At 35.7% G+C, this 12396-nt stretch carries 10 protein-coding genes; 9 read left to right on the top strand and 1 reads right to left on the bottom strand.

Annotated elements, in window-relative coordinates; translation table 11 throughout:
* Window positions 1-2 precede the first annotated feature (2 nt).
* From murD to ACO05K_RS11665, 9 genes are all read left to right on the top strand, one after another.
* A complete protein-coding gene (murD, locus tag ACO05K_RS11705; protein ID WP_421944613.1) occupies window positions 3-1391 on the top strand; it encodes a UDP-N-acetylmuramoyl-L-alanine--D-glutamate ligase in 1389 nt (462 codons plus the stop codon).
* A 15-nt stretch (window positions 1392-1406) separates the two neighbouring features.
* A complete protein-coding gene (locus tag ACO05K_RS11700) occupies window positions 1407-2600 on the top strand; it encodes an FtsW/RodA/SpoVE family cell cycle protein (protein ID WP_421944612.1) in 1194 nt (397 codons plus the stop codon).
* A gap of 99 nt (window positions 2601-2699) precedes the next feature.
* Window positions 2700-3803: an undecaprenyldiphospho-muramoylpentapeptide beta-N-acetylglucosaminyltransferase gene (gene murG, locus ACO05K_RS11695; RefSeq protein WP_421944611.1), complete on the top strand. Its 1104-nt coding sequence runs from the start codon at window positions 2700-2702 to the stop codon at window positions 3801-3803.
* A gap of 132 nt (window positions 3804-3935) precedes the next feature.
* Window positions 3936-5291: a UDP-N-acetylmuramate--L-alanine ligase gene (murC, locus tag ACO05K_RS11690; protein WP_421944610.1), complete on the top strand. Its 1356-nt coding sequence runs from the start codon at window positions 3936-3938 to the stop codon at window positions 5289-5291.
* On the top strand, window positions 5284-6459 hold the full coding sequence (locus ACO05K_RS11685) for a cell division protein FtsQ (protein WP_421944609.1): 1176 nt from the start codon (window positions 5284-5286) through the stop codon (window positions 6457-6459). The genes murC and ACO05K_RS11685 overlap by 8 nt, the downstream gene beginning before the upstream one ends.
* Window positions 6460-6504: 45 nt before the next feature.
* Entirely contained in the window at window positions 6505-7863 is a 1359-nt protein-coding gene (gene ftsA / locus ACO05K_RS11680) for a cell division protein FtsA (protein WP_421944608.1), read from the top strand.
* Between the two features lie 128 nt (window positions 7864-7991).
* Window positions 7992-9617, top strand: a complete 1626-nt coding sequence (gene ftsZ, locus ACO05K_RS11675; RefSeq protein WP_421944607.1) for a cell division protein FtsZ — start codon at window positions 7992-7994, stop codon at window positions 9615-9617.
* Window positions 9618-9783: 166 nt separating this feature from the next.
* Window positions 9784-11025 (top strand): aminotransferase class I/II-fold pyridoxal phosphate-dependent enzyme, encoded by a 1242-nt coding sequence (locus ACO05K_RS11670; RefSeq protein ID WP_421944606.1) that lies wholly within the window; start codon window positions 9784-9786, stop codon window positions 11023-11025.
* Between the two features lie 262 nt (window positions 11026-11287).
* Window positions 11288-11464 carry a hypothetical protein gene (locus ACO05K_RS11665; protein ID WP_010602932.1) on the top strand — a complete coding sequence of 59 codons (177 nt, stop codon included), beginning with the start codon at window positions 11288-11290 and terminating at the stop codon, window positions 11462-11464.
* 55 nt (window positions 11465-11519) lie between these two features.
* Here ACO05K_RS11665 and ACO05K_RS11660 read toward each other — a convergent pair whose 3' ends face one another.
* Complete coding sequence (locus tag ACO05K_RS11660; RefSeq protein WP_421944605.1) at window positions 11520-11810, bottom strand: hypothetical protein; 291 nt, start codon at window positions 11808-11810, stop codon at window positions 11520-11522.
* Window positions 11811-12396 lie beyond the last annotated feature (586 nt).

Below are 12396 nucleotides of genomic sequence, written 5' to 3'. Positions count from 1 at the left end.
AAATGAGCACTAATCAAAATACAACAAACAACACTCCCTCAGCAATGGCAGGGCAGGGCCGTGTTGTAATTTTGGGTGCTGGTGAAAGCGGTGTTGGTGCTGCAAAGTTAGCTCAATTACAAGGTTTCGATGTTTTTGTATCTGATTTTGGAGTGATTACAGATAAATACAAAGCTGCTTTAGAAAAGTTATCTGTACCGTTCGAATCAGAGAAACATACTGAAGAGCTTATTTTAAATGCAAGCGAAGTAATTAAAAGTCCGGGTATTCCTGCAACAGCTCCAATAATTAAAAAGTTGGTTGCTTTGGGTATTCCGGTAATTTCTGAGATTGAGTTTGCAAAGCGATATACAAATGCTAAAACTGTTTGTATAACGGGCTCTAATGGTAAATCAACAACAAGTTTACTTACTTATCATATTTTAAAAGACGCCGGGCTTAATGTTGGTCTTGCAGGTAATATCGGACAAAGTTTTGCGGCTCAGGTTGCAACTGAAAACTTTGACTGGTATGTGCTTGAAATTTCGAGTTTCATGCTCGATGATATGTTTAAGTTTAAAGCTGATGTAGCGGTTTTGCTAAACATCACGCCAGATCATTTAGATAGATACGATTACAAACTTGAAAATTACGCGGCTTCAAAAATGCGAATTATTCAAAATCAAACTGCTGATGATACATTTATTTACTGTGCTGATGATGAAGAAAGTTTGAAAGCACTGCAAAAGGTAAAGCCATTGGCGAAAACATATACTTTCTCTATAAACAAAAAGGTTAAAGACGGAGCAGATTTAGAGAACGATACAATACACATACACATTGAACCAAATAAAGAACTAACCATGTCTATTACAGAATTAGCCTTACAAGGCAAGCACAACATTTACAACTCTATGGCTTCGGGCATTGTAGCAAAGGTTTTAGAGTTAAGAAATGATTCTATTCGTGAGAGTATGGGTAATTTCAAAAATATTGAACATCGCCTGGAGCATGTTGCAAAAATTTCTGGAATTGATTTTATCAACGATAGTAAAGCAACCAATGTTAATTCTACCTGGTATGCTTTAGAAAGTATGACTACTGATGTTGTGTTGATTATGGGTGGTGTGGATAAGGGCAATGATTATGGTATGCTTAAAGATTTGGTTAAAAGCAAGGTCAAAGCAATTGTATGTTTAGGTAAAGATAATAAACGTATTCATGATGCTTTTGAGGATGATGTTGAAGTGATTGTAAATACTTTTTCGGCAGAGGAAGCAGCTCAAATTGCTTTCCACCTTGCAAAACGTGGCGATTCGGTTTTGTTATCGCCTGCTTGTGCAAGTTTCGATTTATTTAAAAATTATGAAGACCGTGGAAATCAGTTTAAAGCGGCTGTAAAAGAATTATAGAAGGAGGTTAACAATATGTTGCAAGCTCTACTTAATAAAACAAAAGGTGATAGATGGATATGGTTAATCATCATCCTGCTTTCGCTTATTTCAATAATGGCAGTATATAGTGCCACTGGTGCTTATGCATACAAGAAAAACCAATCGGTTGAAAAGGTTTTGTTGTATAAGCATTTGATTTTTGTAATGTTAGGCATTGGGATGATTTACATTTCCCATTTACTCGATTATCGATATTACGCAGGGATATCCAAAATATTGATGATTGTAACCATACCGTTATTACTATACACATTAATATTTGGTACAAATTTAAATGATGCTTCTCGCTGGGTTAAAATTCCGGTTATTGGCTTAACGTTTCAAACTTCCGATTTAGCAAAACTGGCATTAATTACCTTTTTAGCACGTATGCTAACTAAAAAGCAAGAAAATATTAAGGATTTAAGAGAATCTTTTATACCGATTATGGCTTCTGTTTGTTCAGTATTCGTTTTAATCGCTCTTGCGAATATGTCTACAGCGTTGATGCTTTTCGGCGTAAGCATTTTGCTTTTAATTATTGGAAGAATCAGTATAAAACAGATTTCGATAGTTTGTGCAGGCGGTTTAGTTTTATTGTTACTTGTAGGGTTTTTAGGTCCAAGAAGTGAAACATACAAATCACGTATCAGAACCTTTTTACATCCGGAATTGGTACACTCTGATAAAAGTTTTCAAGCCGACCAGGCAAAAATAGCTTTGGCAACCGGCGGTGTTTTTGGTAAAGGACCAGGTAATAGCACACAGCGTAATTTCCTTCCGCACCCTTATTCTGATTTTATTTTCGCCATTATTATTGAAGAATGGGGAACGTTAGGGGGAATTGTGATTATGATGCTTTACCTGGTGCTTTTATATCGATGTATAAAAATTGTAACCAGGGCGCCCAAGGCATTTGGTGCATTGCTTGCAGCTGGACTGAGTTTTAGTTTAACCATTCAGGCGTTTGCAAATATGGCTGTAGCGGTAGGTTTAGGCCCGGTAACAGGTGTTCCACTTCCGCTAGTGAGTATGGGTGGTACTTCGATGATATTTACAAGTGTGGCTTTTGGTATTATTTTAAGCGTTAGCCGAGATGTAGAAGAAAACGTTGCAGGTAAAACAACAGGCGATAAAACTAAAGTAAGTAATAAAGTTATTGTTGGAGAGATTCCGGCGATGGCTTAGAAGAGCTTAAGGCTTAAAGCCGAAAGTTTAAAGAGATAGTGTTAGTAAAAATAAAGCTTTAGACTTTGGTCTTTTAGCTTCAAAGCTTAAATATAACAAATGAATAATTCCCCAAAAATTATCATATCAGGAGGTGGCACAGGCGGGCACATTTTTCCCGCCGTTGCCATTGCCAATGCGCTAAAACGTATTGTGCCTGCTTGTGAAATTTTATTTGTGGGTGCAATCGGCCGGATGGAAATGGAAAAAGTTCCTGCTGCCGGATATAAAATTGTGGGATTAAACATTAGTGGCATTCAACGTGGTTCAATTGTGAAAAATCTGGCTTTGCCATTTAAGGTTTTGGGCAGTGTTCGCAAAGCGATGCAACTGATAAATGATTTTAAGCCCGATGCAGTTGTTGGCGTTGGTGGTTATGCTTCTGGTCCTTTATTGTACGCAGCTTCATTAAAAGGAATTCCGTATTTGATACAAGAGCAGAATTCTTACGCAGGTGTAACCAATAAGTGGCTGGGAAAAAAGGCTTCAAAAATTTGTGTCGCTTTTGATAATATGGACGCTTTCTTCCCTGCGGATAGGATTTTAAAAACGGGAAACCCAGTAAGAGGTGAAGTTGTAGATATTAGAGGAAAGCATTTTTCAGGAGCAGAGCTTTTAAAGTTAGATCCTCAGAAAAAAACAATATTGGTAACAGGCGGAAGTCTTGGTGCCGGAACATTAAATAAAGCAATTGAAAAACATTTACCTGAAATTCTTTCAAAAGATGTGCAGGTAATCTGGCAGACAGGCAAATTTTATTATAAAGGAATTATCGAAAGATTAGGACTGGATTATCACCCAAACGTGAGAATTCTGGAGTTTTTAAATAAGATGGATTTAGCCTACGCTGCCGCTGATGTAATTATTAGCAGGGCAGGTGCAGGTACAATTGCAGAGCTTTGTATGATTAGAAAACCAGTGATTTTGGTACCATCGCCGAACGTGGCTGAAGACCATCAAACTAAAAATGCTCTGGCGCTCGTTAAAAATAATGCAGCAGTGTTAATTAACGATCGCTCTGCTGAAGATACTTTGGTAACCGAAGCTTTGAAATTGCTGAATGATAAAGCTCATAGTGAATTGCTTGCAGATAATATAGGTAAAATGGCATTGCCAATGGCAGATGAAATTATAGCGAAGGAAGTATTGAAGTTGATAAAATAAGTTAAAAGACTAAAGCTGAAAGATAAAAGCAGAATTGCTTGATAACAAAGTATTAATTAAAAGTAAACAAATAACTGAATAGCTGAAAGGAAAGCCTTAAGCTTTTGTCTTTCAGCTTTAAGCTCAAATAAAATGGAACTAAGTAAAATAAATAGGGTTTATTTCGTGGGTATCGGTGGTATCGGTATGAGTGCGCTTGCCCGTTATTTTGCTAAGCGTGGCTTGGTTGTTTGTGGTTACGATAAAACCAGAACCAAACTAACTGAAACATTAGAACAGGAAGGTATTTTGATTTCTTATCTGGATGAATCTGCGGCTTTGCCTTGTGCATTTTTAGATAAGCACGATGATAGTCTGATTGTTTACACACCAGCAATTCCAAAAAACTCGAAGATTTTAAGTCATTTTATTGATCAGGGTTTCAGCTTAAAAAAACGTTCTGAGGTTTTAGGTATTATCAGTAAAGGCATGTTTTGCATTGCCGTTGCGGGTACCCATGGTAAAACTACAACTTCATCAATTGTAGCGCATATTTTAAAAGATACAGGTTACGATTGTACTGCATTTTTAGGCGGCATCACCAGTAATTACAATACCAACGTGCTGTTTGGAGAAAATAATGTAGTAGTGGTAGAGGCTGATGAATACGACAGATCTTTCCTTACACTTCATCCAGATGTTGCGGTTATTACATCAATGGATGCTGATCATTTAGATATTTACGGAGATAAAAGCCATCTAGAAGAATCGTTCCATTTATTTGCTGGTCAGCTTAAACCAAATGGTGTTTTATTTGGGCATGAAGGATTGCCTTTAGAAAATAGCATCAGCTACGCTGCAAGTAATACTGCGGTAGCAAAGGCAGAAAACTTAAGGGTTGAAGGTTCAAAATTCGTATTCGATTATGCTGATGAAAATCACAGTATTAAGGATTTGAGTTTGATGTTGCCTGGAAAACACAATGTAGAAAATACAGCGGTAGCCATCGCGATATCGTTAAAACTTGGAATTGATGCTGAGAAGATTAAAAAAGCAGTTGCAAATTTTAAAGGCGTAAAACGTCGCTTTGAATATATTGTAAATAACGATAATCAGATTTATATTGATGACTATGCGCATCACCCTGAAGAATTAAGAGCTTGTTTCGATGCCGTTAGACAATTGTATCCGGAGAAAAAACTAACGGTGATTTTTCAACCTCACCTGTTTACCAGAACCAGAGATTTTGCAGATGAGTTTGCAAAGGTTTTAAGTACGGCAGATGAATTGTTATTGCTTGAAATTTATCCAGCGAGAGAATTGCCTATTGATGGTGTGAACTCTGCTTTTTTACTGGATAAAATAAATTCAAATAATAAAAGAATAATAGAAAAAGGAGCTGTAACAGAATATATTAAAAATACCAAGCCTGAATTAATTTTAACTGTGGGTGCCGGAGATATCGATACTTTAATTGAACCAATAAAAAATATTTTAACAAATGCTTAATAGGATAAACTGGAGCGCTATTTTTACTGGATTTGCATGGCTTGTAAGCCTTGCTGGTTTGGTGGTGCTTTTAAGTTTTATTAATGTTAAAAAGCAAACGGTTAAATGTACAAATGTTAAAATTTTAATCCCTGGTGCGGATAATTTTATAGAGCGTGAAGAAGTTGATCAGATCTTACGAGAAGACCAAGGTGTATTAGTGGGTAGAAATTTAGAGCAGATTAACATTCATCAAATTGAAAAGAAACTTCAGGCTAATCCTTACATCGGCTTTGCTAAGGTTTTTGTAGATATGGATGGTGTTTTAAATATTGAGATTAAACAACGTCAACCTATTTTAAGAATTTTGAACAGCAGCGGACAGGATTTTTATATTGATAATGATGGTTTAAAAATGCCAATTTCTCCAAACTTTACGGCTAATGTACTTGTTGCTACAGGCAATATTCAGGAAGTTTTTGGAACAAGGGTTGATACTTTGAGAACCCAAATGGCGAGAGATTTATACAAAACTGCTCAATACATTAAAAGAGATACCCTTTGGGATAATCAGATTGAACAAATTACAGTTGATTCTAAAAATGATATTGAACTAATTCCGAGGGTTGGTAACCAACGCATTATTCTTGGAAATGCAGATTCATTGGATAAAAAAATGAAGAACCTGTTGGTTTTTTACAAAAAGGCAATGCCACAGGTTGGATGGGAAACTTATCGCACAATTAATATAAAATATACCAATCAAATTGTTTGCGAGAAAAGAGATTCATCATTAATTGGTAAGCAAAGTAAAAAGCTAACTGCGGTAGATAGTTTAAGTCTCAGCAGAAAGGTTGCTGATTCTTTAATAAAGGCAGCAATTGGAAAATCGCTTGCTGATGATGCAGATGAAAGAACCGATGAGCAAAGGAAAGCAGTTACCGCATCGAAACCAATAGTAACAAAGGCAGAACCTGCCAAGGCTGTAGAGAAAAAGGAGCCTGAAAAGGAAAAGGTGAAAACAACTGATGCTACTAAAGAGAAAGCAAAGGTTACTGCTAAACCAGAAGTTAAGAAAGCCGAACCAAAAAAAGAAGAGGTTAAAAAAAGCACTTTAGCTAAAACTTCCACAACAAAACCAAAAACTGATGCAAATCAGAAAAAGGATAAAGAAAAGAAAAACAAATAGATCCCTAAGAAGAACAATATATAAAACTCAACAAAATTAACGAATATGGACAAGGCAAAACATACTAGTCAGTCTCCAATTGTAGTTGGCCTGGATATCGGTACTACAAAAATTTGTGTTATTGTAGGCCGCAGAACACAGCATGGTAAAATTGAAGTATTAGGAATCGGCAAGGCCGAATCAGCAGGTGTAACGAGGGGTGTGGTTTCTAATATTCAGAAAACCGTGCAGGGTATTATGCAGGCTGTTGAAATTTCAAGCGGACAATCGAATGTAGAAATTCAGGTTGTTAACGTTGGTATTGCGGGGCAACACATTAAGAGTTTGCAGCACCGTGGTATTTTAACCAGAAGGGAATTAAATAACGAAATCGGTAAAAAAGATATCGATAAGTTAATTGATGATATGTTTAAACTGGTTATGCCTCCGGGCGAAGAAATTATTCATGTTTTACCACAAGAATTTACCATTGATAACGAGCCGGGGATTAAAGATCCTATCGGGATGGCAGGAGTGCGCCTTGAGGCTAACTTCCACATCATTTCTGGTCAGGTTACAGCAGTAAAGAACATTATTAAATGCGTAAATAATGCAGGATTGCAAACTCAGGATTTAATTCTTGAGCCTTTAGCTTCTTCGGAATCGGTGTTGAGCGATGAAGAAAAAGAAGCGGGAATTGCACTTGTAGATATTGGTGGTGGTACAACAGATATTGCTATTTTTCACGAAGGGATCATTCGTCATACAGCAGTTATTCCTTTCGGAGGAAACAGTGTTACCGAAGATATTAGAGAAGGTTGTTCAGTAATGCGTAACCAGGCGGAGCTTTTAAAAACACGCTTTGGTTCTGCATTGGCAGAAGAAAACAAGGAAAACGAAATTATTTGTGTTCCGGGTTTAAGAGGTAGAGAACCTAAAGAAATTTCGGTTAAAAATTTGGCTTATGTTATTCAGGCCAGAATGGAAGAGATTATCGAACACGTTTACTACGAGATTAAATCATCAGGATACGAGAAAAAATTAATTGGTGGTATTGTAATTACTGGTGGTGGCGCTTTGCTTAAACATTTATCTCAGGCGGTAGAATATGTAACTGGTTTAGATTGCCGCATTGGTTACCCTAACGAGCATTTATCTAAGTATGAAGATATGCCGAAAACCATTTATGATGATTTAAAAAGCCCGATGTATGCAACCAGTGTTGGTTTATTAATCAAAGGTATCCAAAGAGCAGAAGAGCAGGAGATAGAAATTAGAAAAGGTACAGTTATCGTTGATAAATCAAAACCTCAAAAAGAAAAAGAGAAACGCGGACCAGGCTTATTTGATAAGTTGCTGGCAAAAACTAAAATTTTCATCCAGGATGACATGGATGTAAGCGATGAAGATTACTTGAAAGGTTAATTTTTTCAACAAATAAAGAGTTTTCCACATTATGAACAGTTGTGGAAAACGTCTGTTGAAAAAGTGTTAATATTACATTGAGTAATGAACAGAATTTAAAAAATTTTAAACAACTGATTCATAATATTATGCAGTTCGAAATGTTAAAAGATAAGTCGTCAATCATCAAAGTAATTGGTGTTGGTGGCGGTGGCGGCAACGCAGTAAACCATATGTACCTGTCAGGAATTACGGGTGTAGACTTTATTATTTGTAATACCGATGCTCAGGCTTTGGAGTCTAGTCCTATACCTAACAAGGTTCAATTGGGTGCTAGCTTAACCGAAGGGATGGGTGCAGGATCAATTCCTGAAGTTGGTAAAAACTCAGCGATTGAAAATATCGATGATATTAAAGCTATGCTTGGTAGTACAACCAAAATGCTATTTATTACAGCAGGAATGGGTGGTGGTACTGGTACTGGTGCAAGTCCAATTATCGCGAAAGCTGCAAAAGAACTTGATATATTAACAGTTGCTATAATTACAACTCCTTTTTCTTTTGAAGGAAAACGTAGAAGATCACAGGCAGATGAAGGTTTGGAAGAACTGAAAAAGTATGTTGATTCTTACTTAGTGATTTCAAACGACAGGTTGCGAGAAATTTTTGGAAACCTAACCCTTGGCTCAGCTTTTGGTCAGGCAGATGATATTTTAACAACTGCCGCGAAAGGAATTGCCGAAATTATTACCGTTCCTGGTTATATAAACGTCGATTTTAAAGATGTGCGTACCGTTATGAAAGATAGCGGTGTTGCAATAATGGGTAGCCATGCATCTGACGGTGAAGACAGAGCTTTACAAGCGGTTGAAGGTGCATTAGCTTCTCCTCTTTTAAAGGATAATGAAATTGAAGGTGCCCGTTATATCTTATTAAACATTAGTTCTGGTTTACGTGAAGTAACTATGGATGAGGTTTCAATTATTACAGATTACATTCAGGAAAAAGCAGGTTTATCTGCTGATTTAATTTGGGGTAACTGTACTGATGAAACATTAGATGATAAATTATCGGTAACAATAATTGCTACTGGTTTTCAAACTTCTGATGAGCGTGTGCATGAAGAGAAAAACAAAAAGAAAATCTCTTTATTAACTCCTGAAGAAGCACCATTAGTACGTGCTGTTGAGCCTGTTAATTCTTTCATTCAGCCAAAGACTGTTCCTGTTGCAGAACCAGTAATGAAGTTGAAAGAAGAAGCACCACAAGCAGATTTATTTGGAGGAATGTTTAACAAAACAGAAACTTCAAAATATCAGGAGCCTGAAAATGAAATCGTTCGTCATACTTTAATTGAAGAAGAACCACAAGCAGAAGCGCCTGCTGAACAAGGCTTTGAATTTGAGATAAAACTGGCTGAAACAGAATACGTTTTTGAAACTCCTGTTGCTGAAGTACCGCAAATGCCGGAACCTGAACCAGAATTGCCAATTGTTGGTTTGGATGATAATCAGAATGATGAATCAGTTGAAGAACAACTTAAAAAATCGAAAGAACGTATTATGCGTTTAAAAGATTTAAGTATGAAACTTCGTACAACAAATGGTTTACAGGAATTAGAAAACGAGCCTGCTTACAAACGCAAGCAAATGCAGTTACAACAGGTTCAACATTCTTCTGAGTCTCAGGTTAGTCGCTTTACATTAAGCAACGACCAGGACGGAGGAACAGAAATCAGACCTAATAACTCATTTCTACACGATAACGTTGATTAATCCAATCAAAATATAGTTTTAAGGCTCCGATGTATCGGGGCCTTTTTGGCATAAGGTTAAAACGTTAAAAATTCATAATTGACATCAGACGGATTAAATGAGTTGATTTTAAGCCGAATAAACCGTAAATTCGCAAAATTTTAACACAATAATAATACATAATACATTGGATATATTTGAGAAGATAGCAAAACACATGGGTCCGCTTGGCCAACACCAAAAATGGTCTCATGGGTATTTCTCTTTCCCAAAATTGGAGGGAGAAATTGCACCACACATGCAATTTAAAGGAAAAGAGCATTTGGTTTGGAGTTTAAACAATTATTTAGGTTTAGCCAATCATCCTGAAGTTAGAAAAGCAGATGAAGAAGCTGCAGCACAATTTGGAATGGCTTATCCGATGGGTGCACGTATGATGAGTGGTAACTCAAAGTATCATGAGCAATTGGAGCAAGAACTTGCTGCTTTTGTTGGTAAACCAGATGCATTCTTATTGAACTATGGTTACCAAGGTATGGTTTCCATTATCGATACTTTGGTAGATAGAAACGATGTTATTGTTTATGATGCGGAATCTCACGCTTGTATTATTGATGGTTTGCGTTTGCACATGGGTAAAAGATTTGTGTACAAGCATAATGACATCGAAAGTGCAAGAAAACAATTAGAACGTGCTACTAAATTAACCAACGAATCGGGTGGTGGTATTCTTTTAATTACCGAAGGTGTTTTTGGAATGAGTGGCGCACAAGGTAAACTGAAAGAAATTGTCGATTTAAAGAAAGATTTCGATTTCAGAATCCTAGTTGATGATGCTCACGGTTTCGGTACTATGGGTAAAACAGGAGCAGGTACACACGAAGCACAGGATTGTATTGATGGCATCGATGTTTACTTCGGTACTTTTGCAAAATCAATGGCAGGTATTGGTGCTTTCGTAGCTTCTACAGAAGAAATTACTAACTTCTTAAGATATAATATGCGTTCTCAAACATTTGCAAAGGCATTGCCTATGCCAATGGTAATTGGATTATTAAAACGCTTAGAACTGCTTAAAAGTAAGCCAGAACTGAAAGATAAACTTTGGGAAATTGCCATGACCTTGCAAAAAGGTTTACGCGAGCGTGGGTTTGATTTAGGCGTAACAGATTCTGTGGTAACGCCGGTTTTCTTAAAAGGAGAATTAAGTGATGCTACCGCGATTACTTTTGATTTACGCCAGAACTATAGTATTTTCTGTTCTATCGTAGTATACCCGGTTATTCCAAAAGGTATGATTGAGTTGCGTTTAATTCCAACAGCGGTGCATACACTTGAAGATGTACAACGTACATTAGATGCATTTAGCGAAGTTTCTGAGAAATTGGAAAATGGTTATTATAAAGAAAACCAATTCGAGATAGCTTAAGCAAATTTCAAATATTTCGATGCCCTTTAATTCAGTTTAAAGGGCATTTTTTGTTATACTAGTTTTGTAATATTCTGATTTTTAGCTTATTATATTAAATATGTTACAATTGTTTGTGTATAAATGTCCGAAATGTGGAAAAAAAGGGCTTTAGAGGCCGTTTTTTATTAGCACAAAAGTTTTTTTATTTAATTAAACACGTTAAATTAGATATACAAATTAAATTAAAACTAAAAACCTAAAATTACAGGAGCATTTAAAAATGAAAAAATTTGAAGAAGTAAAAAGTTTAGTTGCAGCTTTGGAAGCTGACGCAGACAAATTCTATAACAAAGGTAACAGCGCAGCAGGTACTCGTGTACGTAAAGGCATGCAAGATTTAAAAAACTTAGCTCAGGCTATACGTTTAGAAGTACAGGATACTAAAAACAAAGCTTAAGCAAATTAATAATATTATTAAAAATGCCTCACGATAAAATCGTGAGGCATTTTTGTTATTGAATGAATTTGTAATCATCAAGCCTATCAGATTTTACAAACCTTACTAATTTGCTGTTATTAAAGTAAAAGAATGAATAAGGTTCTGGAATTGGTCTCCAACCCTCATAAGTACTTCTATAAATTTTTGTATTATCATCCGCAGACGATACTAACATAGATTTAGGGTTGCTTTGCTTAAAATCAGCTTCAGTCATACCAATTGTAAATTTGGGTTCGTAGTACGAAACCGATTTGCAGCCCAACGCCACAACTGCCAGTAGGCAGATAAATAGTAGTTTTTTCATATGTGTTTAATTTGTGTGTGTAAAGTTTGCTTCAACAATGGTGCCCAGTTTTATGCCCAAAACATATAATGCCTTTTATCAATTCTTTTTTCTTTTATAGGTAATTAATGGTCTGATTAAAAGTGAATTATAAAAGGTAATTTTTTGCTTACGAATAAAGTCTTAATAGAAAGTTTTAACAGTAAACATCATTGAATGCCTCTTTAACTACTAAAGAATAATACAATAAATAATTAGTCTAAAATTTAAATTTTGTGACTTATTAGCTTACCGAAGAGCAGAAATTTTTAACTATTTCATTATATGATGTTGCCAAAACCTAAATATTTTCAGATTATTTTGAGAATAAAGTCATTTGGTTTGATTTATAAGCTCAAGTGCCGCAAATATGGGTTTGGGAGCCATTGAAGAGGTATTTTTTATAATTTTTTGAAGATTAAAGTGCACATAATTTACATATAATGTATAATTAATAAGTCTGTATTTTTACGAATACGTTTATGTATTTTTTTTATTATAAATAATTTGCATTAAATTATATAATTATCTATTATTGGATTAGTAAATCGTTTTAATTCTAACCAAG

The organism is Pedobacter sp., assembly GCF_965227205.1.
Classification (GTDB): Bacteria; Bacteroidota; Bacteroidia; order Sphingobacteriales; family Sphingobacteriaceae; genus Pedobacter.
This window is presented reverse-complemented; position numbering and strand designations above follow the sequence as displayed.

Bases quoted from the DNA above. Each gene is read 5' to 3' on its own strand.
- ACO05K_RS11660 (WP_421944605.1), bottom strand. From the start codon at position 11,810: ATGAAAAAACTACTATTTATCTGCCTACTGGCAGTTGTGGCGTTGGGC.
- ACO05K_RS11685 (WP_421944609.1), top strand. From the start codon at position 5,284: ATGCTTAATAGGATAAACTGGAGCGCTATTTTTACTGGATTTGCATGG.
- ACO05K_RS11700 (WP_421944612.1), top strand. From the start codon at position 1,407: ATGTTGCAAGCTCTACTTAATAAAACAAAAGGTGATAGATGGATATGG.
- murC (WP_421944610.1), top strand. From the start codon at position 3,936: ATGGAACTAAGTAAAATAAATAGGGTTTATTTCGTGGGTATCGGTGGT.
- ACO05K_RS11665 (WP_010602932.1), top strand. From the start codon at position 11,288: ATGAAAAAATTTGAAGAAGTAAAAAGTTTAGTTGCAGCTTTGGAAGCT.
- ftsA (WP_421944608.1), top strand. From the start codon at position 6,505: ATGGACAAGGCAAAACATACTAGTCAGTCTCCAATTGTAGTTGGCCTG.
- murD (WP_421944613.1), top strand. From the start codon at position 3: ATGAGCACTAATCAAAATACAACAAACAACACTCCCTCAGCAATGGCA.
- ftsZ (WP_421944607.1), top strand. From the start codon at position 7,992: ATGCAGTTCGAAATGTTAAAAGATAAGTCGTCAATCATCAAAGTAATT.
- murG (WP_421944611.1), top strand. From the start codon at position 2,700: ATGAATAATTCCCCAAAAATTATCATATCAGGAGGTGGCACAGGCGGG.